At 72.5% G+C, this 21,260-nt stretch carries 19 protein-coding genes and 1 tRNA gene; 10 read left to right on the top strand and 10 right to left on the bottom strand.

Translation table 11 applies throughout. The features are described from left to right. Positions 1–7 precede the first annotated feature (7 nt). Both ACFYO5_RS03055 and ACFYO5_RS03050 read left to right on the top strand, forming a co-directional pair. Positions 8–2,527 carry a phosphoribosyltransferase gene (locus ACFYO5_RS03055; RefSeq protein WP_388703511.1) on the top strand — a complete coding sequence of 840 codons (2,520 nt, stop codon included), beginning with the start codon at positions 8–10 and terminating at the stop codon, positions 2,525–2,527. Further along, positions 2,527–3,336 carry an HAD family hydrolase gene (locus ACFYO5_RS03050; protein WP_356559507.1) on the top strand — a complete coding sequence of 270 codons (810 nt, stop codon included), beginning with the start codon at positions 2,527–2,529 and terminating at the stop codon, positions 3,334–3,336. The genes ACFYO5_RS03055 and ACFYO5_RS03050 overlap by 1 nt, the downstream gene beginning before the upstream one ends. Positions 3,337–3,339: 3 nt before the next feature. On the opposite strand, the gene ACFYO5_RS03045 is transcribed toward ACFYO5_RS03050, so the two are convergent. Next, positions 3,340–3,552, bottom strand: a complete 213-nt coding sequence (locus ACFYO5_RS03045) for a zinc ribbon domain-containing protein (protein ID WP_356559505.1) — start codon at positions 3,550–3,552, stop codon at positions 3,340–3,342. Between the two features lie 288 nt (positions 3,553–3,840). On the opposite strand from ACFYO5_RS03045, the gene ACFYO5_RS03040 reads away from it, so the two are divergent. The 3 genes from ACFYO5_RS03040 (at position 3,841) to ACFYO5_RS03030 (ending at position 8,708) form a co-directional block, all read left to right on the top strand. Next, entirely contained in the window at positions 3,841–6,054 is a 2,214-nt protein-coding gene (locus tag ACFYO5_RS03040) for a transglycosylase domain-containing protein (protein WP_388704705.1), read from the top strand. 47 nt (positions 6,055–6,101) lie between these two features. After that, on the top strand, positions 6,102–7,385 hold the full coding sequence (locus tag ACFYO5_RS03035) for a hypothetical protein (protein WP_356559503.1): 1,284 nt from the start codon (positions 6,102–6,104) through the stop codon (positions 7,383–7,385). A gap of 162 nt (positions 7,386–7,547) precedes the next feature. Then, complete coding sequence (locus ACFYO5_RS03030) at positions 7,548–8,708, top strand: amidase domain-containing protein (protein ID WP_356559501.1); 1,161 nt, start codon at positions 7,548–7,550, stop codon at positions 8,706–8,708. Between the two features lie 15 nt (positions 8,709–8,723). On the opposite strand, the gene ACFYO5_RS03025 is transcribed toward ACFYO5_RS03030, so the two are convergent. From ACFYO5_RS03025 to ACFYO5_RS03015, 3 genes are all read right to left on the bottom strand, one after another. Further along, complete coding sequence (locus ACFYO5_RS03025) at positions 8,724–9,371, bottom strand: DUF4383 domain-containing protein (protein ID WP_356559499.1); 648 nt, start codon at positions 9,369–9,371, stop codon at positions 8,724–8,726. A 118-nt stretch (positions 9,372–9,489) separates the two neighbouring features. Further along, positions 9,490–10,863, bottom strand: a complete 1,374-nt coding sequence (locus tag ACFYO5_RS03020) for a hypothetical protein (RefSeq protein WP_388703506.1) — start codon at positions 10,861–10,863, stop codon at positions 9,490–9,492. A gap of 74 nt (positions 10,864–10,937) precedes the next feature. Then, the gene (locus ACFYO5_RS03015) at positions 10,938–11,708 is read right to left on the bottom strand and encodes a DUF4097 family beta strand repeat-containing protein (RefSeq protein ID WP_356559495.1); all 771 of its coding nucleotides are present in this window, start codon (positions 11,706–11,708) and stop codon (positions 10,938–10,940) included. 307 nt (positions 11,709–12,015) lie between these two features. On the opposite strand from ACFYO5_RS03015, the gene ACFYO5_RS03010 reads away from it, so the two are divergent. Then, positions 12,016–12,090: transfer RNA gene (locus ACFYO5_RS03010), tRNA-Val, on the top strand. Positions 12,091–12,162: 72 nt separating this feature from the next. Here ACFYO5_RS03010 and ACFYO5_RS03005 read toward each other — a convergent pair. Continuing rightward, the gene (locus ACFYO5_RS03005) at positions 12,163–12,507 is read right to left on the bottom strand and encodes a hypothetical protein (RefSeq protein WP_356559493.1); all 345 of its coding nucleotides are present in this window, start codon (positions 12,505–12,507) and stop codon (positions 12,163–12,165) included. 106 nt (positions 12,508–12,613) lie between these two features. On the opposite strand from ACFYO5_RS03005, the gene ACFYO5_RS03000 reads away from it, so the two are divergent. Beyond that, positions 12,614–13,147, top strand: a complete 534-nt coding sequence (locus tag ACFYO5_RS03000) for a GNAT family N-acetyltransferase (protein WP_388703503.1) — start codon at positions 12,614–12,616, stop codon at positions 13,145–13,147. On the opposite strand, the gene ACFYO5_RS02995 is transcribed toward ACFYO5_RS03000, so the two are convergent. Continuing rightward, positions 13,141–14,040: a ketopantoate reductase family protein gene (locus tag ACFYO5_RS02995; protein ID WP_388703500.1), complete on the bottom strand. Its 900-nt coding sequence runs from the start codon at positions 14,038–14,040 to the stop codon at positions 13,141–13,143. The genes ACFYO5_RS03000 and ACFYO5_RS02995 overlap by 7 nt on opposite strands. Before the next feature lie 123 nt (positions 14,041–14,163). On the opposite strand from ACFYO5_RS02995, the gene ACFYO5_RS02990 reads away from it, so the two are divergent. After that, positions 14,164–14,403 (top strand): DUF2277 domain-containing protein, encoded by a 240-nt coding sequence (locus ACFYO5_RS02990; RefSeq protein WP_388703498.1) that lies wholly within the window; start codon positions 14,164–14,166, stop codon positions 14,401–14,403. A gap of 840 nt (positions 14,404–15,243) precedes the next feature. Here the strand turns inward: ACFYO5_RS02990 and ACFYO5_RS02985 are convergent. The 4 genes from ACFYO5_RS02985 to ACFYO5_RS02970 all read right to left on the bottom strand — a co-directional run bounded on the left by ACFYO5_RS02985 (position 15,244) and on the right by ACFYO5_RS02970 (position 19,187). Beyond that, a complete protein-coding gene (locus ACFYO5_RS02985; RefSeq protein ID WP_356559485.1) occupies positions 15,244–15,855 on the bottom strand; it encodes a VTT domain-containing protein in 612 nt (203 codons plus the stop codon). A 227-nt stretch (positions 15,856–16,082) separates the two neighbouring features. Then, entirely contained in the window at positions 16,083–16,538 is a 456-nt protein-coding gene (locus tag ACFYO5_RS02980; RefSeq protein WP_356559483.1) for a DoxX family protein, read from the bottom strand. Positions 16,539–16,824: 286 nt separating this feature from the next. Next, the gene (locus ACFYO5_RS02975) at positions 16,825–18,453 is read right to left on the bottom strand and encodes an alkaline phosphatase D family protein (protein WP_388703495.1); all 1,629 of its coding nucleotides are present in this window, start codon (positions 18,451–18,453) and stop codon (positions 16,825–16,827) included. A gap of 89 nt (positions 18,454–18,542) precedes the next feature. Further along, the gene (locus ACFYO5_RS02970; RefSeq protein WP_388703492.1) at positions 18,543–19,187 is read right to left on the bottom strand and encodes an HNH endonuclease family protein; all 645 of its coding nucleotides are present in this window, start codon (positions 19,185–19,187) and stop codon (positions 18,543–18,545) included. Between the two features lie 626 nt (positions 19,188–19,813). Between ACFYO5_RS02970 and ACFYO5_RS02965 the strand changes: the two genes are divergently transcribed. Continuing rightward, positions 19,814–20,395, top strand: coding sequence for a TMEM165/GDT1 family protein (locus ACFYO5_RS02965; protein WP_388703490.1), 582 nt, complete (start codon positions 19,814–19,816; stop codon positions 20,393–20,395). Positions 20,396–20,570: 175 nt separating this feature from the next. Next, positions 20,571–21,236 carry an HAD-IA family hydrolase gene (locus tag ACFYO5_RS02960; RefSeq protein ID WP_388703486.1) on the top strand — a complete coding sequence of 222 codons (666 nt, stop codon included), beginning with the start codon at positions 20,571–20,573 and terminating at the stop codon, positions 21,234–21,236. Positions 21,237–21,260: the final 24 nt, after the last annotated feature.

The raw sequence follows: 21,260 nt of genomic DNA, 5'->3' as shown, positions 1-21,260 counted from the left end.
GGGACGCATGAACAAGGCAGTGAACAACGGGGTCTGGTCCGGGAGCTGGGTCGCCGAGCGGCTCGGCGTCCGGCTCGAGGGCGACGACACGCTGACCGACCTCCTCGGGCTGGCCCTGCGCCGCAACCCCAAGCGGGCCCACCTGCTCGTCTCCCACGTGCTGGGAAAGCACGTACCCCAGTCGCCGTCCGTGGTCTACGGCCACGGCTTCGCCCTGGGCCGCCGGGTGGGCGAACTGCTCGGCGCGGAGGCCGCGCAGGCCGTCGTCCTCGGGTACGCGGAGACGGCCACCGGTCTGGGCCACTCCGTCGCCGACGGCATCGGCCGGGCGCCGTACCTGCACTCGACCCGGCGCCCCGTCCCCGGCGTCGTCCCGGCGGGCGGCTTCGAGGAGTCCCACTCGCACGCCACCTCCCACCTGCTGCTGCCGGAGGACCCGGCGCTGCTGGTCGGGGACGGCCCGCTGGTCCTCGTCGACGACGAGTTCTCCACCGGCAACACCGTCCTGAACACCATCCGCGACCTGCACGAGCGCTACCCGCGCCGCCGGTACGTCGTCGTCGCCCTGGTCGACATGCGCTCCCCGGCCGACGCGGGCCGCCTGGAGGCCTTCGCCCGTGAGATCGACGCCAGGGTGGACCTGGTGGCGGCGGCCTCCGGCACCGTACGACTGCCGGAGGGGGTACTGGCGAAGGGCCAGTCCCTCGTGGCCAGCTACGACCTCGACCCCTCGGGGGCGGGGGAGCCGGTCGCGTCCGCGGCCACCGCCGCACGGACGCGACCGGCTCCCGCCGGCGAGCCCCCGCACGACAGCACCGCGCGCCCCTCACGCGTCGACCGCGTCGACCTCCGCTGGCCCCGGGGGCTGCCCGACGGCGGCCGTCACGGCTTCACACCGCAGCACCGCGTCCGGCTGGAGGGCGCCCTGCCCGCGATGGCGGCGCGGCTCGCCGAGGCCCTGCCGGACGGCGCACGCCGCGTGCACGTCCTCGGCTTCGAGGAGCTGATGTACGCGCCGCTGCGACTGGCGGGTGAGCTGGAGCGGACCACGGACGCGGAGGTGCGTTTCTCCACCACCACCCGCTCGCCGGTTCTCGCGGTCGACGACCCGGGCTACGCGATACGCAGCAGGATCGTCTTCCCCGCCCACGACGATCCGGCCGACGGCCCCGGCGAGCGCTACGCCTACAACGTCGCGGGTGCGAACTTCGACGCCGTGGTCGCCGTCGTCGACTCCGCCGCCGACACCCCGGCGCTGCACGCCCCCGGCGGCCTCCTGGACCGGCTCGCCGCGCACACCCCGCACGTCGTCCTCGCGGTCGTGCCCTCGTACGTCCCCGAGCCGCTGTACGTACCCGAAAGGTCCGCCATGCTGCCCGACCCCCTCCGTGGTCCCGCCTTCTCCTCGTACGCGCCCGAGGAGGTCGGCTGGCTGCTCCAGGACCTCTCGGACGTGACGCTGGAGGCGCCGACCGAGGAGCGCGAGGAGGCCATCCAGAGCGGCGGCGCGCACTACGCGGAGTCCCTGCCGGTGGAGTTCCAGCCCAGCGAGCAGTACCAGGAGCTGTTCCACGCGGCGCTGGAGACGTCCGCGTCCCGGCTGGCGCAGGCGGTCGGCGCGGTGACGGAACTGGTGATCGCCGAACGGTCCCCGCGGCCGGTGCTCGTCTCGCTGGCCCGCGCCGGCACCCCGGTCGGCGTGCTGATGCGCCGCTGGGCCCAGTACCGGCACGGTCTGGAGCTGCCGCACTACGCGGTGTCGATCGTCCGGGGCCGGGGCATCGACGCCAACGCGCTGCGCTGGCTGGCCCAGCACCACGACCCGGCGGACGTCGTCTTCGTCGACGGCTGGACCGGCAAGGGTGCGATCACCCGCGAACTGGCGGCGGCCGTGGAGGAGTTCGAGGCGGCGGGCGGCGCGTCCGGCTTCGACCCGGAGATCGCCGTGCTGGCCGACCCGGGCTCCTGCGTACGGACGTACGGCACGCGGGAGGACTTCCTGATCCCCTCCGCCTGCCTCAACTCGACGGTGTCGGGCCTGATATCGCGGACCGTGCTCCGCGCCGACCTGGTCGGACCCGACGACTTCCACGGCGCCAAGTTCTACCGCGAACTGGCCGGCGCGGACGTCTCGGGTGCCTTCCTGGACGCCGTCTCGGCCCGCTTCCCGGAGGTCGCGGACGCCGTGGACGCGGCGGTGAAGGAGCTGCTGGCCGCCGACCGCGCGCCGACCTGGGAGGGCTGGGCGGCGGTGGAGCGCATCAGCGAGGCCTACGGCATCCACGACGTGAACCTGGTCAAGCCGGGCGTCGGCGAGACCACCCGGGTGCTGCTGCGCCGGGTGCCGTGGAAGATCCTGGCGCGGGCCGGGGCGGGCGCCGACCTGGACCACGTCCGGCTGCTCGCCGGGCAGCGAGGGGTACCGGTGGAGGAGGTCGGCGACCTGCCGTACACCTGCGTCGGACTGATCCACCCGCAGTACACGCGCGGCGCGACCGGCGCCGACGGCAAGGCGGTGACGCTCTGATGCCGGTGCTGGTGGCGAGCGACCTCGACCGTACGCTCATCTACTCCGCGGCGGCCCTCGCGCTGACCATGCCGGACGCGCGGGCGCCCCGGCTGCTGTGCGTGGAGGTGCACGAGAGCCGTCCCCTGTCGTACCTGACGGAGACGGCGGCGGGGCTGCTGACCGAGCTGGGGGACGCGGCGTTGTTCGTGCCGACGACCACCCGGACCCGCAAGCAGTACCAGCGCATCAACCTGCCGGGTCCGCCGCCGAAGTACGCGATCTGCGCGAACGGCGGGCATCTGCTGGTCGACGGGGTGTCCGACCCGGACTGGCAGGCCGTGGTGACCGCGCGGCTGGCCGACGAGTGCGCCCCGCTGGCGGAGGTGCAGGCGCACCTGGCGGCCTTCGCCGATCCGCTGTGGCTGCGCAAGGAGCGCATCGCCGAGGAGCTGTTCGCCTACCTGGTGGTGGAGCGCGAGCTGCTGCCCGAGGAGTGGGTGAAGGAGCTGGCGGTCTGGGCGGAGAACCGCGGGTGGACCGTCTCGCTCCAGGGCCGCAAGATCTACGCCGTGCCGAAGCCGTTGACCAAGAGCGCGGCCGTGCGGGAGGTGGCCCGGCGTTCCGGCGCCGAGCTGACGCTGGCGGCCGGTGACTCCCTGCTCGACGCCGATCTGCTGCTGGTGTCGGACCGGGGCTGGCGCCCCGGTCACGGCGAGCTGGCCGACGCGGCCTGGACGGCGCCGCAGGTCACGGCGCTGCCCGAGCGTGGTGTGCTGGCGGGGGAGCGGATCCTGCGGGAGTTCCTGAAGGGCGTCCGCGACCGGTAGGCCTCAGCCGCAGCAGCCCCCGCCGCAGCAGCCGCCCCCGCCGCCCGCCTTGGGTGCGGGGGCGGAAACCGTGCCGCCTACAGCTACTGTGGAGAGAAGCTTGACCGTGTCGTCGTGACCGGCGGGGCAGTCGGCGGGCGCGGCCGACTCCGCCATGGGTCGGCTGAGTTCGAAGGTGTCGCCGCAGGTCCGGCAGCGGTACTCGTAGCGAGGCATGCGGACAGATTAATCCCTCTATGGGGGGAAGCGGCCCCCGCTGTTTCTATGGTGTTCACTTCTGTCGATTTCTTATGTGGAGATCTTGCGAAGGGCGCTGGTAATTTGAGGGCGCCGCGATGAACCGCGAGGTTGGGGGAATCAGGGTTTGCTGCCGTTCCGACGGCAACCATGCCAGACCCTCGTACGTCTGTACGTCTGCCTACGCGAGCAATACCTAGTGCGGAGGGAGACATCGTGACCCAGGCGGGGCAGGGGGAGGAGCCCCAGGAGCCGGCCGACGCCACCATGCAGTTGAAGGTTCCCGCTTCTTTCAAGGCGGACGAGACCATGCAACTGCGGGTGCCACCGGAGGGCATACCCGGCAGCGAGGATCAATCGGAGATATCCGGAATACCGGATGTTTCCGACGAATCCTCGGCATCAGGAGACCGGCGGAAGGGCAGAAAAGCCCCCCGCCCCCCTCTGCGTTCCCGGCTCACCGCCGCCGTGGGTCCCCGACTGGCACCCCTCGTCGCCTTCCTCGCCCCGTACGCCGCGCGCCTCAGGGTCTTCCTCGCCCCGTACGCGCGCCGGATGCGCCCGCTGTACCCACGGCCCGGCCGCACCGGCTGGCGCCGCTGGACACCCTCCTGGCGGCAGTCGATCGGAGGCGTCCTCGCCTCCCTCGGCCTGAGCACCCTCTTCCTGGTCGTCGCCTACGCCGCCACCGACGTTCCGGACAACCTCAACACCTACGCCACCCAGCAGGACAACGTGTACTTCTGGGCCGACGGCACGCCCATGGCCCGCACCGGCTGGGTGCAGCGGCAGGCGATGCCGCTCAAGGACATCCCCGAGGATGTCCGCTGGGCCGTCCTCGCCGCCGAGAACGAGAGCTTCTACAGCGACCCCGGCATCTCCTTCAAGGGCATCAGCCGCGCCCTGTTCCGCACCGTCGGCCAGGGCGACACCCAGGGCGGCTCCACGATCACCCAGCAGTACGTCAAGAACGTCTACCTCAACCAGGGCCAGACGGTCCGGCGCAAGTTCACCGAAGCGATGATCGCCCTCAAGCTCGACAACCAGATGAGCAAGGACGACATCCTGGAGGGCTACCTCAACACCAGCTGGTTCGGCCGCGGCACCTACGGCATCCAGCGCGCCGCCCAGGCCTACTACGGCAAGGACGTCAGCGAGCTGAACGCCAGCGAGGCCGCCTTCCTCGCCGCCCTCCTCAAGGGCGCCGGGCTGTACGACCCCACCCTGAACAGCACCAACCGCGCCCGTGCCGTGGAACGCTGGACGTGGACCCTGGACCGGATGGTCGCCATCGGCAAACTGTCCAAGGCGGAGCGGGCCACCTACAAGAAGTTCCCCGAGCCGCTCAAGAGCAATCCGCTGTACGACACCGGTGAGCAGAGCGACTACCTCGTGGAACTCGCCTCCCAGTACGCCAAGAAGTCCGCCAAGATCGACGACAAGGACTTCGACCTGGGCGGCTACCAGATCTACACGACGTTCGAGAAGGGCCGGGAGGCCCAGCTCACCGACGCCGTGACCAAGGCCCGCGCCAAGGCCCTCAAGGACGACCCCAAGCACGCGAAGACGGCCCACTACGGCGCCGCCTCGGTGGCCGCGGACGGACGGATCCTCGCGGTCTACGGCGGCCCCGACCACCGTACGCAGGGCTACAACGAGTCCAACGCCACCACCGTGCCGGCCGGCTCCGCCTTCATGCCGTTCGTCTACGCGGCCGGCCTGGAGCACGGCGTCCACAAGGAGCGGGACGGGGAGGCGACACCGGTCACCGGGGAGTCCGTCTACGACGGCGACGACGACGTGCCGGTGACCACGCCGGAGGGGCCGTACTGGGACCGAAGCGGCAGGAAGGTCGCCGCCAGCAACGACAACGACAAGTCCTACGGACGGATCACCCTGCACCGGGCGCTGGCCCTGTCGGTGAACACGCCGTTCATGCAGCTCGGCATGGACACCGGCCTGGACAAGGTGCGCTCCACCGCCGCGGCGGCCGGACTGCTCCCCTCCAGCCTCGGCGCACAGGTGCCCGCCCTGTCGCAGGGCAGCTCCACGCCCAGCGCCATCCGCATGGCCAGCGGCTACTCCACCTTCGCCGCCGACGGCAGGCACACCGAGCCGTACTCCGTGCGCCAGATCACCCACAACGGCACCAAGATCCCGCTGGCCCTCCCCAGGCCCGTTCGCGCGATCGGCGCCGACACGGCCCGGGAGGTCACCTCCGCGCTCACCGACGCCTTCCGCACCGCCCACCCCGGCGCCGCACCGGAGGGTGCCGGGGTGGCGGGCAAGGCCGGGACCACCCAGGACTCCAAGGCCGCCTGGTACGTCGGCACCGACAAGGCCGTCTCCACGGCGGTCGTCCTCTACCGCATCGACCTGGCGGAGAGTCTCGAACCGCTGCCGCTGGAGGGCATCGACGGCACAGCGGGCAACAGCGTCCCCTACGGCATCTGGTCCAGAGCCATGAGCCCGCTCGGCTGATCGCAGGCCGCACCGCAGTCCCCGAACCCCTCGAGAATGAGCCGCACATGACGCCACCGTCGGGCCGCCGCCGCAAGGCCCGGGCAACCAGCCGCCCCGCCGCCGCCCATCCGGGTTTCCTGAGCCTGGCGGCGTTCCTCGTCGTCGCCTCGCTGGTGGCGGGCTACCTGGTGCTGAGCCGCACGGACAACACCGCGCCGACCGCCTCCGCGGGCAAGGGCGGCAAGGCGACGGCGTCGGCGGGGGAGGAGCCGGAGTGGGACGGGAAGACGAAGGTCCTCGGGGACGGTTCCACCTCGTACACCGGCCCCCAGAAGGGCGGCCTCAAGCCCGTACCGCTCAAACCGGGGGAGAAGCCGCCCCAGTTCGTCGTCTTCTCCTGGGACGGCGCGCTGGCCGGCGACGACGGGCTGTTCACCCACTACCGGGAGATGGCGCGCGAGTACAACGCGCACATGACGTTCTTCCTCACGGGGATCTACCTGCTGCCCAAGAGCAAGGCCGGCCTCTACAGCCCGCCGCAGCACCCCAAGGGGTCGGCGGCCATCAGCTTCCCCACCGACGAGCACGTGCGCACCACGCTGGAGGACCTCGGCAAGGCGTGGGAGGAGGGCAACGAGATCGGCACCCACTTCAACGGCCACTTCTGCGGCGCCAAGGGCGGCGGCGACTGGAGCGTCGAGGAGTGGAAGAGCGAGATCGACCAGTTCTTCGACTTCGCCGAGAAGTGGAAGACGAACACCGGCTACACCGACATGGACCCGCTGCCCTTCGACTTCAGGAAGGCGGTCGTCGGCGGCCGCGCCCCCTGCCTGGAGGGCCAGGCCAACCTGCTGAAGGCCGCCAAGAGCTACGGCTGGCGCTACGACGCCAGCTCGGCCGGCGACTTCCAGATCTGGCCCACGAAGAAGAACGGCATCTGGGACTTCCCGCTCCAGATGCTCCCGTACGAGGGCGGCAAGTACCAGGGCCTGTCCATGGACTTCAACTTCCTCTACAACCAGTCCGAGGGCGAGACCGAGGGCGACCCGGCCAAGTACCCGCAGTGGCAGCAGGAGACCGCCGACTCCTACATGGCCGGCTTCAACCGCGTGTACTACGGCAGCCGGGCCCCGCTGTTCATCGGCAACCACTTCGAGGAGTGGAACGGCGGCATCTACATGAAGGCCGTCGACCAGGTCATCAAGACCGTGTGCGTGAAGAAGGACGTCAAGTGCGTCTCCTTCAAGGAGCTGGCCGACTGGATGGACGTGCAGACGCCCGCCACGCTGGAGCGGCTGCGCACCCTCGACCCGGCCCAGTCACCGGACTGGTCGACCGTCGTTCAGTAACCGGGTTGACACCGGACGGGGTTGTGCAGTGACGGTCCTATAACTCCCTCGCCCGTACGGCCGCCCCCCTCTTCACATGTGCCGCACACGGCATGCAAAGATGCGCTACCCCGGCATCCAGCCGCCGGGGCAAGAGGGGAAACATCAGTGAAGTCAAGGAAATTGAGCCGTACCCGGCGCCGCGCCGTCATACTCGGGGCGGCGGCCACCTCCGTCGTCGCAGGAGTGGCCCTGCTGCCCAACTGGAGCGCCGGCGCGGCGGTCGTCGACGACCCCACGGTGGACGCCAGGACGAAGGCCACCTTCCAGCGCCTCGCCGACGCGGTGTTCACCGACCGCACCGAAGCCCTGGTCGACGGCAAGCGGGACCACCGCGGGAAGCCGCTGACCGACGGCTTCTCCGGTGACGTCAAGCTGTCGTCGAAGCAGAACCGGACCGAGGACGCCGCCCTGTCCTCGCTGGACCGGCGCAAGGAGCGGCTCGCCCAGCTCGGCGAGAAGTACAGCAAGGGCAGCACCACCGTCACCCTGGACGCCACCGACGTGAAGGGCCGCAAGGCCAAGGTCGCGGTCACCGAGACCACGACCCTCACCTACGAGAAGGTCCGCGGCGACGAGCCGAAGGCCACCGGGTTCCAGGCCCACCACGAGCTGACCTTCACCGCCGACCGGCACGGCGACTGGCAGCTGACCGGCATCCGCGACACCGACGAGGGCCTCGCGGTGAACCAGACGGCCAAGCCGTCCGTCGCGCCCATGGTGGCCACCGTCACCAGCACCACGCCGTCGGCCCCCAAGGCGTCGACCTCGTACCCCGGCCCGGCGAACGCGAAGAACTTCACCGCCAGCGGCCTCGACTACAAGGCCATGGCCGCGTACGCCAAGCAGTACTGGTCGGACTACAACCCCGCCTACCCGAACTTCAACGGGCACGGCGCGGGCGGCGACTGCACCAACTTCGTCAGCCAGGCCCTGAAGGCGGGCGGCTGGAAGCACGTCCCCGGCTACGTGTACGACTACACCAAGTGGTTCGGCAACGCCGACATCCAGTCGGACTCGTTCGTCGGCGTCAACGAGTGGTCCTGGTTCGCCCAGAACTCCAAGCGGACGACCAGCCTCACCAACGTCTACCAGCTGGACGTCGGCGACGTCCTCCAGGTCGACTTCGACAAGGACGGCTCCAAGGACCACACCATGATCGTCACGTCCCGCAGCCGGGGCGTGCCGTACCTGACGTACCACTCCACCAACACCTACAGCAGGTCGGTGGCGAGCGTCCTCGCGTCGTACCCGAACGCCGCGTACTACGCCTACCGCACCTGACGGGTGCGGGACCGGTCAGGTCCCTGGCGGGACCTGACCGGGGGGCCGGGGGGCCTCCCCGAACGCCTCCCGGGCCGCCTCCCGGGACCTGATCCGGGGCGCCTCGGGGTGCTCCGCCGGGAACCGCTCCCGCTGCTCCCGCTGGTCGTCCCGCTCCTCCGCCATGTCGGGGTGACGGGCCCGCCAGTACGGGTTGTCGTGCGGCAGGGCCGAACCGACCCGGCCGTACATCCCGAAGACCAGCAGCAGGATGCCGATCACGAAGCTGAGCATGCAGTTCTGGATCTCGAACGCCAGGAAGTTGTAGTCCGTCTCCAGCAGTCCCATGTTCAAGAAGCCGCTGGCCAGGAACAGCACGCCGAGGGTCATGTTCAGGGTGGACGCGAAGTTGCCGCCGATCACCATGCCGACCAGGAGCAGCAGGCCGACGGCGACCGACAGCCAGCTGAGCGCGCCGTTGGTGTTCAGGCTCCAGACGGTGTCCCCGCCGGTGTCGAAGAAGCCGATCCGGTCGATGATCCCGAAGATCCCGAAGACCAGCAGCCCGAGCCCCATCAGGCCGGCGCCGATCCGGTAGACCCTGTTCAGACGGTGGTCGACGGGCAGGTGGTCGTCCAGCGTGATCCGCCGCCGAGTCGCCGAGTGCGTGATGTGGGTGGCCATTCCCGCCTCCCTGGAAAGCGCTGCGCGAGCCGAGTCCTACGCACCTCCAATATCCGCCCGACGCGCGCCGGGGGCAACGGCAGCCGCCGCGGGCGGGGCGGGGCGGGCGTGGGTGGGCTCAGTGTCCGGCGCCGCGGTCCTCGCGGATGCGGCTCACCACGCCCGACACCGCGTGCCGGACGGCCTCCGTCTCCGTGAGGAAGTGCCAGTAGTCCGGGTGGCGGCCCTCCAGCGTGGCGATCGCCCGCTCCAGCCGGGCCACCGCCTCGTCCAGCGGCCGCGCGTCCCTCGGGTCGGGGGTGTTGCGCCCGGCCATCGCCAGCCGCTGCGCGTCCCGGATCGCGAAGCGGGTCCGCTCGATCTCCTGGCGCGGATCCTTCTGCACGGCATTGAGCCTGGTCAGCCGGGAACCGGCGGCCGAGACGGCCTCGTCGGTGGAGTTCAGCAGGGCCCGCGCCGTCGACAGCAGCGCGGCGGCGTCCGGCCAGCGCTGGGCGTCCCGCGCGGTCCGCGCCTCGGCGAGCTTCGCCTCCGCCTGCCGTATGTGCTCCACGGACTGGTCGGGGACGTGCTGGAGATCCTGCCAGCACGCCGCCGTGAAACGCCGGCGCAGCTCGCTCAGGATCGGCTCGACCTGTTCTGACCGGGTCGTCAGCGCCTGCGCGCGCGTGCGCAGGGACACCAGCCGGTGGTCGATCTCGGCGGCCCTCTCCGGCAGCCGCTCGGCTTCCGCCCGGACCGCCTGCGCCTCGCGGGCGACCCGCTCGGCCCGCTCCAGGGTCTCCGGCACGCCGTGCTGACCGGCGCCCTGGTTGAGCCTGGTCAGCTCGGGCGCGAGCGCGGCCAGGCGGGCGGCCAGGTCGTCCGCCCTCAGTCCGGTCTCCCGGACCGCGTCCAGCGCGTTCGACGCCGCCAGCAGGCTCTGGCGGGCCCGCTCCACGGCGGGCGCCAGCCGGGCCAGCTGGGTCTCCGCCTTGCCGAGCAGCGGGCCGAGCCCGTCCGTGAAACGGTCCAGCTCGCCCTTGACGCGGACCAGTTCGTCCTTCGCGCGGGTCAACTCGCCGCGGGCCTGTGTGGCGGCGGAGGCCTCCAGGTCGTCCCGGTCCAGGTCGTGGGCGTCCACGGCCTGGATGTACCGGTGGCTGGCCTCGTCGATGCGCCGGCCGATGGCCTCGAAGTCGGCGACGGCGCGCCGGGCGGCCGGCGAGGCGTCGACGGCCGTGATCGTCTCGATCGAGATCCTCAGATCCCGCTGCGCGGTGTCCAGTTCGTAGAACGCGGCCGCCGCGGCGTCCTTCGCGGCCTGCGCCTCCGCCCGCTGGCTCTCCGCCCGTCCGCCGAACCAGCGGCGGGTGCCACCGCCGGCGAACGCGGCGGGCAGCAGGAGGACGGCGAGGAGGGGGAGGGCGGCCAGCGCGAGCGTGTCCCCGAGCACCCGCGGACGCGCGCGCGGCACCAACGGCGAGTACGGCTGCGCTGGTGTCGCCGTCACATCCCTCTCCCGTACTGTGATCCGCCCTGCCCGGAGTCATTCTCCCACCGGTTGATGACGAACACACGGGCTGATTAGTTCGCGTTCCGCACGGTGACTTTCCCGTCGCCGCTGCGCGCGGACACGACGTGCTCGCTGGAGTCGTCGCGGGGGACGGACACGTGGACCGACCCGTCCCCGGTGCGGGCCGTCACCTTGTAGGTCGCCCGCGGCAGTTCGATCGTCACGGACCCGTCGTCGCTGACGGACTCCACCCGGTCCGGCACGGCCTCCAGGCCGAGGTGCACCGAGCCGTCGCGCGTGTGCGCGCTGACCCGGCGGGAGGAGACCTCCGCCCGCACCGAACCGTCGTCGGAGCGCAGGTCGAGAGGCCCGCTGGAGTCGGTGACCCGCACCGAGCCGTCGGCCGTGCGGATGGTCAGGGCGTCCCGGAAGCCCCGCGCGCGGACACTGCCGTCGTCGTCCTGGACCTTCACGGCGACCCCGCGCGGCACCTCGACGCGGTGCTTGGTCGAGCAGTCGGCGACCACGCCCGAGCAGTGCGTCCGCAGCACCAGCCGGTCGTCCTTCATCGACCAGGTGACCTCCGGCCCGTCGCCCACCAGCACGGAGCCGTCGAACCAGCGGGTGACCTGGACCGTGCCCGCGCGGTAGTCGTCCGACGCGACGATCTCGAGCGCCGAGTCGTCGGAGTCCACGGTGAGGGTGGCCCCCTCCAGGGCGAAGGACCGGTGGTCGGGATGTTCGTCGTCCCCGGCGGAGGAACAGCCGGTCCCGGTGGCGGCGAGGGCGACGACGGCCCCCGCGACGAGCACCGTACGGACGTGGACGGTGAAACGGGCCATGATGATCTCCCCCTGCGACGGACCCCGGGGCCCGCGTGGATGCCACTGTTCTCGATACGTACGACGCTAGGCAGCCGCGCTCCGCGGGACGATCCGGCGCACTCCCGGATCCGGGGTGGGGTTAACCCCCGGCCGCCGCCCGGACCCCCGGCCGCCGTCCGGACCGCGGGCTGTCGCCCGGACCGCGGGCCGCCGCCCGAATCCCCGGCCGCCGCCCGGTCCGAGGGCCGAACCCCCGGCATCGCCCGCTCCGAGGACACCGTTTGCCGGGCACGGCTCCGGGCGATGTAGGCTGTCGACTCGTCCTGGGTGCGTAGCTCAGGGGTAGAGCGCCTGCCTTACAAGCAGGATGTCGGCGGTTCGAAACCGTCCGCGCCCACCAGGCAGTGCGAGAGGGTCCCCGGGAAGTCCCGGGGACCCTCTCGCATGTCACGGGCGGCGCCGGACGGGGCCGCTAGGTTTCCTCCCCGGGGGGCGTCTCGTGGGCGTGCTTGAGGCGCATACGGGCCTCCACGCGGTCGGCCGCGGCCACCTCCGCCCAGAAGCGGTGACCGGACACGAACACCGCCAGCTCGTGCTCGCGCCGGCGGAGCTTCTCCACCTCGGCCTGCTCGTCGGCCGTCCAGCCGGGGGAGGCGGGCCGTTCCACCTTGCGCCAGCCGCCGTCGTCACTGAAGCCGTCCAGCGGCTCGACCGACCAGGGCAGCCGCTTCAGCAGGGCCGAAAGCTCGGCCCGGACCTGATGCAGCTCCTCCTGACCGGCGCGCAGGTCGCTGGGAAAGTCATAGGTCTTAGCCACACGGCAATGGTACGCCTGTTCGATTTTGAGGTGCGAGTTTCCCGGAGGGGTTCATCTGTTCGAAGGAAGGAGGGGTGTTGTCGGACCCTCGTCCTAGGGTGGCCGCATGAACGTCACTGAGGCCGGGACCGGTGGGGAACAGGTGCGGTTGATGCCCTGGGGGGAGGGCGACTTCTGGCTGCTGGAGCGGAACAACGCTGCGGAGATGACCGACCATCTGGGCGGCCCGGAGACGGCGGAGCAGCTCGCCGACCGTCACCGCCGCTATCTGGAGCTGGCTCCCGGCCGGATGTACCGGGTCGTGCTGGCGGAAGGCGGGGAGACCGTCGGGGCGATCGGCTACTGGGAGCGGTCCTGGCAGGGTGAGCCGGTCTGGGAGACGGGGTGGGGGGTGCTGCCCGAGTTCCAGGGGCGTGGGCTGGCCACGCGGGCGGCCCACGCCGTCGTCGAGGCCGTCCGCGAGGCCGAGCGGGAGACCGGCGGCCACCGGACCCTGCACGCCTTCCCCAGCGTGGATCACCCCGCGTCCAACGCGGTGTGCCGCGGAGCCGGGTTCACCCTGCTCGGCCAGTCCGACTTCGAGTACCCGAAAGGGCACTGGATCAAGTCCAACGACTGGTGCGTCGACCTGAGTCAGTAGCCCGCGTCCCGCAACTCCCGTACCAGGCGCGCCGCCACCGGCACCGGCACCCCGTGCCGCTCCGCCGCGCGCAGCAGGGCACCGCCGATCGCGTCCAGCTCCAGGGGCCGGCCGGCCTCCGCGTCGCGCTGCATGGACGACCTGGTGGCCGGCGGGAAGGCGTCGTAGCGGGCGAGCGCCGCCGCCGGGTCGGCGGGACCGCCGCAGGCGCCGCTCACCGCGGCCACCTCCGCGACCAGGGCGGTCAGGTCCCCGCGGTGGCGTGTCCTGACCTCGCCGAGGGGTAGCCCGTGGCGGGTCGTGAGAAGGGCGAACGGGGCGAGGAACGCCATCTTCGCCCAGAGCACGGCCGTCTCGTCCGGCAGCACCCGGGTCGTCGGACCGGCCTCCGACAGCGCCCCCGCGAGCGCGTCGAGGCGGACGCGGGCCACCTGGGCACCGGTGAGGTCGACCTCCGCGAAGGGGCTGGCGTGCTCGATGACACCCGCCGCGACCCGGGTGGACTCCACGCGGATGACGGCCGGGGCGACGGCCTCGGGGCCGTACCGGGCGCGCAGCGACGCCGGGTGCTCGACGCCGTTGAGGAACGGCACGAGCAGGGCGTCACCGAGGGCGGCGGCGGGGAGACGGTCCAGGGCCGCGTCCAGAGCGGTGTGCTTGACGGTGATCAGGACGGCGTCGACCGGAGCGCGGAGTTCGGTGTCCGCCGCGACGGGGACGGTGAAGTCGCCGAACCGCGCGCTGCGGACCCGCATGCCATGGGTGCGCAGGTGGGTGACCGTGTCCCCGCCGGACAGGCAGATCACGTGGTGGCCGGCGCGGGACAGGAGGCCGGCCAGGAGACCGCCGACGCCGCCCGGGCCGAGGATCGCCAGAGTCAGTTTGTTCGCCATGGTGCTGCTGTTCCTCTCGTCGGTCGGCCCCGGGAGCGGTGGCCGCCTCGGGGCGATCATGGCAGGGGGCCCGGGATGAGGAAAGGGGCGACGGATCGGGGCGGGTGGGGTGAGACTGGGGGCATGTGCCGGAGTATCAAGACACTTCGCCCGCCCGCCCTCGCCGAGACGGCCACGGAGGACGAGATGCGGGCTGCCGCCCTCCAGTACGTGCGGAAGGTGTCCGGATTCCGGGCCCCCGCCGCGCACAACCGGGAGGTCTTCGAGGCAGCCGTGGACGCCGTGGCCGCGGCCACGGCGGAGCTGCTGGACGGGCTGGAGGTACGGGGAGCCGCGGCGTCGGCCAGGCCGGGCGGGGGGTGACCTCGCGGGTCGGCCGCGCCGGGGCCGGCCGGTGACGGTGCGGGTCGGCCGTCGTGTGGGTGACCGTGGCGGTCGGCGGTCGGCGGGGTGACCTTGCCGGTCGGCCGCGCCGGGGCCGACCGGTGACGGTGCGGGTCGGCCGTCGTGCGGGGCGACCATGGCGGTCGGCGGTCGGCGGTCGCGCGGAACGACGGTGCGGGTCGGCCGTCGTGCGGGTCGGCCGCGGACCCGGGCGCCGAGGAGTGTCGCCCCGGCTCTCGGCTTCGCTCCAGCGGCGGGCCCCGGCGCCCGACCGGACCGCCTCAGGCGGCACACATGCCCGCCGGCGCGGAGGGGCGAGTCGGGCGGGTCGGCGGTGTGTCACGCGACCTGGCGCTTCGGGGTGCCTCCCCCCCAGGGCTGCCCCACTCAGGGCTGCGTCGAGCGGCGGGCTCCCGGCGCCCGACCGGACCGCCTCAGGCGGCACACATGCCCGCCGACGCGGAGGGGCGAGTCGGGCGGGTCGGCGGTGTGTCACGCGACCTGGCGCTTCGGGGTGCCTCCCCCCCCAGGGCTGCCCCACTCAGGGCTGCGTCGAGCGGCGGGCTCCCGGCGCCCGACCGGACCGCCGCCCCAGCCGGCACCGCATGCCCGCAGGCGGTGCCGGCGGCGGCACTGGCCGCGCGGGCAGGGGACGGTGGTGAGAGTCGGTCTCCGCCGTGGCGGGGCGGGGGTTCCGCCGACGCCGGGGGAGGTGTGGTCAGCCGGTCCGGCGTTCGAGGACGAAGCCCGTTCAGGGCCGACAGGGAATCCGGGCACGGAGCCCCTACGGAGCCCCCAGTGGGCGTCCCGCGTCTCCCGCTACGCCGGACGGGGTCGCATCAAGTACGCCGCTCCCGCCCCCGCGGCGAACAGCGCGAGGAAGGACACCCCCGTGGCCAGCCAGGTCGCCCCCAGCCAGTGCGCGCCGAAGTAGCCGAGGGCGACGCTGTACGCGGCCCAGGACAGACCGGCCAGGGCGGACCAGGGCAGGAAGTCGCGGACCCGGCGCTGCGCGGCGCCCGCGATGAGCGAGACGACCGACCGGCCGGCCGGCGCGAACCGGGCCAGCACGACCAGCGCGCCGCCGCCCTCCGCGAGGGCTCCGCCGAGACGTTCCTGCGCGGTGGTCAGCCGCCGGGAACGGGAGATCGCGCGGTCCAGCCGCGCCCCGCCGCGCCGGGCGAGGCGGTAGGCCGCCAGATCACCGAGCACGGAGGCGGTCGCGGCGGAGAGGATCAGCGCGAGGATGTCGGGCACCTCGTGCGGCAGCCGCCCGGTCGCCGCCCCCGACCCCGCGGCCGCGGCGGTCGCCGCGGTGATGACGAGGACGCCGCTGGGCAGCACCGGCAGGAACACGTCGAGGAGGACCGACAGGGCCACCAACGCGTAGATCCATGGGGCGCCGATCAACGCCCCCACACTCTCGAACACCGCGGAACTCCCCGTCGTCTCCCCCGTGCGGCCGAACCGTGCCGCTGTGTCGCGGGGGAGCGGCAGGTGCGGCCGATGACAACCATCCAGCGTACGCCCGTGGTGTGACAGGGGGTTCACGGGGGGCTCGTGCGTTCCACACGGCGTGTTCACACGAGGGCGGTCCGCCGGAGTGCGTCGGCGCCCTCCCCGCGGCTGCGGGAAGGGCGCCGACGATGCGTGCGAGGTCAGGCCGCGACGGGCGCCTGATCCCCGGCCGGCTTCCGCCGCGACGGCGTACGCCGGGCGAACAGCCGGTCCACGCCGAGCGCGCCGGAGCCGGTGAACATCAGCAGCAGGAAGGCCCAGCAGAACATCGCGGAGGCCTCGCCGCCGTTCTGGATCGGCCACAGGGCGGACGACTGGTGGACGTCGAAGTACGCGTACGCCATCGAGCCCGAGGCGAGGAAGGCGGCGGCCCGGGTGCCGAGGCCGAGCAGCACCAGGCTGCCGCAGACCAGCTGGATCACGGCCGCGTACCAGCCGGGCCAGGTGCCGGCGTCGATGGTGCCGCCGTCGCTGCCGGCCGCTCCGCCGAGGACGCCGAACAGCGAGGCGGCGCCGTGGCAGGCGAAGAGAAGTCCGACGACGATGCGGAACAGGCCGATCGCGTACGGCTGTGCGCTGTCGAGACGAGCGGACATGCGGGGGGTACTCCTTCGGTGTCGGACGTACGGCGAGCCCTGGGGTGGGCGGGCCGGGTGGGGACGGCGGTACCGAACGAGCGACCCACGGTAGGCGCACCGGACAGATGCTTGCAAGTTCAACATTTGGCCATGGCTCGGATCTCACTGGAGTCCCGCTGTCCGGCGCCGACGCACGTGGGGCGACGCCGGACGCCGCGCCCGTGCCCGCGTTCGCGCCCGAAACTATGACCGAATTCACCCCTTGGGAGGTCTTCGGCGCGGCGGGCTGCCGCGCCGAAGCCCGCTAGCCGGAGGTGAGTTGGGACTCCGTCACGAGGACCAGCCCGCCGTCCTCACGGGCCTGTTCCAGTCGCAGCCGGGCCGAACGCCCGCGCAGCGTCAGCGTCATGAGCTGGTTGCCGAACCAGGGTCCGCCGGTCCTGCGCCAGTCCACGGGCGGTCGCGGCGAGCGACCGTGCCGCCGGAAACGGCGCCCCAGGGCGCGGGCGGGGGCGCTCCACCCGAAGCGGAAACCCACCCTCATCGACCGGGGGATGGAGTTGTGGACCGGCGAGCAGGTCAGTTGCAGCACCCGCGCGTCGGGAGCGTCGCCGGGCCAGCGGGTCTCGGCCACGTAGGCGTGGTGCACGTCCCCGGACAGCACGAGCACGCTCGCCGGTGCCTGCGGCCCCGTGCCCACCTCGGCCAGCAGCCGGGTCAGCGCGGCGAAGGACTCCGGGAACGCCGCCCAGTGCTCCAGGTCCGCCGCCCGCCGCACCTTCTCCCCGAACCGCGCCCAGCGCGGCCCGCGTTCACCCCGGCACAGCGCCGCGTTCCACACCTCCGCGTCGTGCACCAGGTGCGGCAGCAACCAGGGCAGCGAGGTGCCGACGAGGAGATGGTCGTACGACCCCGGGCCGTCCAGGGCCTGTTCGCGGACCCATCGCGCCTCCCCGGCGTCGAGCATCGAGCGCTCGTCCTCCTTGAGCACCCGTGCGGCCCGTGAGTCCACCATCAGCACCCGCGTCCGCCCGAAGTCGCGCCGGTAGCTCCAGCGCACGGTGGCCGGTTCGGTGTCGGCCCGGCAGGCGAAGTCGCGCACGAGGTCGGTGGCGTCGGGGGTGTCGCGTACGGCCGCGTAGAGGGGGTCGGCGGCCAGGGCGGCCGGGGAGAGGTTCCCGATGTGCTGGTAGACCCAGTACGACATCAGGCCGCTCAGCACCCGTTCGCGCCACCAGCCGGTGTCCCGCATGTCGGCGACCCAGGCGGCGGAGGTGTTCCAGTCGTCGATGACGTCGTGATCGTCGAAGATCATGCAGCTGGGCACGGTCGACAGCAGCCAGCGGATCTCGGGGTCGAGCCAGGATTCGTAGTACAGCCAGGTGTACTCCTCGTAGTCGGCGACCTCGCTGCCCGGCGGCTCGTCCGGGTCGCGGCGGCCCGCGATGCGCTCCCTGGTCGCGTCCGAGGTCTCGTCGGCGTACACCTGGTCGCCGAGCAGCAGCAGGACGTCGGGCCGCTCCCCGTCCGGGTCGGCGGCGATCCGCGCGGCCAGGCTGTCCAGGGCGTCGGGTCCCACCGGGTCGTGCTCGTCGGCCGGGGGCGCCGCCCACCGGCAGGACCCGAAGGCCACCCGTACGTCCGCGCCCTCCGCCGGGGCGGGGATGACCGAGGGCGGGAAGCGCGAGTCGGCCGGCGGCCACGCCCGCGTGCCGTCGAGGAACACCTCGTACGGGGTGGCCGTGCCCGGGGTGAGCCCGGTCACCGCCACCAGGGCGTAGTGGTGGCCCGCCACCTGGAAGGTGCGGGCCGTGCCTTGCGAACCGTCCGCGCAGCGCACCTCGGCGGCGCACGGACGGCTCGCCTCGATCCAGACCGTCGCGCACGAGCCGTCGGCGTATCTCAACAGGGGTCCCAGCCGCAGTTCGGCCACGTGATCGCCTCCTCCGTCGCCCCGTACGGTACGGAACGACGGTACGGAACGACGGGCCGGGATGGGGAGGTTTCCTTCCCCGAATCCGATCAGCAGCTCGCGAGGTAGGTGGTGAGGGCGCTCTTCTCGGCGGAGTCCACGGAGAGGCCGTAGTAGTACTTCACCTGGACCCAGGCGCGGACGTAGGTGCAGCGGTAGGCCGTGCGCGACGGCATCCACGTGGCGGGGTCCTGGTCGCCCTTGGCCTGGTTGACGTTGTCGGTGACCGCGATGAGCTGCGGGCGTGTCAGATCGTTGGCGAAGGCCTGGCGGCGGGAGGTGGTCCAGCCGCCCGCGCCGGAGTCCCAGGCCTCGGCGAGCGGCACCAGGTGGTCGATGTCGAGGTCGGAGGCGGCGGTCCAGGTGGCGCCGTCGTAGACGGAGTACCAGCTGCCACTGGTGGCGGCGCAGGCGGAGTCCTGGACGACGTTCGTGCCGTCGCGCTTCAGGACGACCTCGCGGGTGTTGCAGGTGCCGGACTGGGTGATCCAGTGCGGGAACAGGTCACGGTCGTAGCCGGTGCGGTCCTCGGTCGCCACGGTGAGCGAGGCGAGGTAGGTCCGGGCGGTGGCGGCGCTGACCGGGGTGGGGAGGGCGGCGGAGGCGCTCGGGGAGTTGAACAGGGCGGCGGAGGCTATCAGTCCGGTGAGCGCCGCGAGTATGCTGACCCGTCGACGCGCGTAGAACTTCGACATACGAACTCCCTTGAGGGATCGGGGCGTTGCGGTGCGAGCGAGGGAATGCTCGCGAGCCCGCGTTGCGGGGAGGTGTGCGCGCGGTAAGAAGTTAATGACGTGCACATGACATAACAAGGGGTGCGGCGGGACTTTCGGCCTCGCGGCGCGTCCGGGGGCGGTTCTCTCGCGGCCGGATCCGCGGTCGTCCCCTGGGGTGGCGGCGAGGTCGCGTCCGCGGTCGTCCCCAGGACTGGTGGGAGGGTCGCGTCCGCCGTCGTCCCTGGGATGGTGGCGAGGTCGCGTCCGCGGTCGCCCTCAGGGGCTGACGGGAGGGTCGCGTCCGCGGTCGTCCCCAGGTGTGGTGGAAGGGGCGCGTCCACGGTCGCCCCGGGGGTGCCGGGAGGGTCGCGTAGTATGGACGGCGCAGAAGGGGAGTAGCTCTACGCCGGACCGTCGACATACTGCTCAGCTCGTCTGAGCCGGCGCCCGGAGGCAGACCTTCACAGGGTCGGCCAGCGAGACCTTCGGCAAGCAGTGCACCTCCGTGCCGTACGGCGCGGAGCACACGTGTGCTGCCGTGCCGAGGCGTCGCGTGCGAAGGAAGCAGCACTCTCGGTGGGGCGGCCCCGACCGATTGAGGACCCTTGATCAGCCTGACCGTGACGGCGCTCGTCTTCGGCGTCGTCTTCCTCGCCGAACTGCCGGACAAGACCGCTCTCGCCGGCCTCGTCCTCGGCACCCGCTACCGCGCCTCGTACGTCTTCGCCGGCGTCGCCGCCGCCTTCGCGCTGCACGTCACGCTCGCCGTCGCGGCCGGCAGCGTGCTGACCCTGCTGCCGCAGCAGATCGTGCACGCGCTGACCGGCGTGCTGTTCCTGGGCGGCGCCGCCGTGCTGCTGATGAAGAAGGACGAGGGCGACGAGGAGATCCGCAAGCCCGAGAACCAGTCCTTCTGGAAGGTCTCCGGGGCGGGCTTCATGCTCATCCTCGTCGCCGAGTTCGGCGATCTGACGCAGATCATGACGGCCAACCTCGCCGCCCGCTACGACGATCCGCTCTCCGTCGGTCTCGGCGCCGTGCTGGCGCTGTGGTCGGTGGCCGGACTCGGCATCGTCGGCGGGAAAGCCCTGATGAAGCGGGTGCCGCTGAAGCTGATCACCCAGATCGCGGCGGTGCTGATGCTGGCCCTCGGCGTGTGGAGCCTGTGGGAGGCGGTCACCGGCTGAACCCCGCGGGGAGCCGAACGGAAGGTGAACCCCCGCCGGGGCGGGTGGCGCGCGGGCCCACTGTTTTGTACCGTGGAGAAACAAAGTGGCTCCCGTCCGTTTTCCCTGACCGGCGGGCGGGGCCGCCTTGTCCTCCACGTGCCCCGCACGTGCCCGTCCGCGCTGGGAGTCGCCGATGCCGGCCGCCGTGTCCACCACCGTCCTGACCGCCCGTGCCCTCCTCCTCGACATGGACGGCACCCTCGTGAACTCCGACGCCGTCGTGGAACGCGTCTGGCGGCGCTGGGCCGAGCGGCACGGGCTGGACGGCGACGAGGTCATGAAGGTCGTCCACGGACGCCAGGGGCACGCCTCGATGGCCGTCCTGCTGCCCCACCGCCCCATGGAGCAGAACCTCGCCGACAACGCGCGGATGCTCGCCGAGGAGACCGCCGACATGGACGGCGTCGTCCCGGTCCCCGGCGCGCCCGAGTTCCTCGCCTCCCTGCGGACCGTTCCGCACGCCCTGGTGACCTCCGCGGACGTCCCCCTGTCGACGGCCCGCATGGCCGCGGCGGGCCTGCCCCTCCCGGAGATCCGCGTCACCGCGGAATCGGTCGGCGCGAGCAAGCCGGACCCGGAGGGATTCCTCAAGGGCGCGGCCGAGCTGGGAGTGGCCCCGGCCGAGTGCGTCGTCTTCGAGGACTCGGGCGCGGGGATCGCGGCGGGGCGCGCCGCGGGGATGCGGGTGGTGGGGGTCGGGGCGCGGGCGGGGGCGCACCGGCCCGACGCGGTCGTGAGGGATCTGGCGGGCGTGCGCGTGGAGGTCGTGGGGGACGGCGTCCGGATCCACCTGGCGTGAGGCGACTCCGCCCGACCCGGGGCG

It is taken from the genome of Streptomyces sp. NPDC006259 (genome assembly GCF_042870975.1).
In the GTDB taxonomy this organism is placed as follows: domain Bacteria; phylum Actinomycetota; class Actinomycetes; order Streptomycetales; family Streptomycetaceae; genus Streptomyces.
This window is presented reverse-complemented; position numbering and strand designations above follow the sequence as displayed.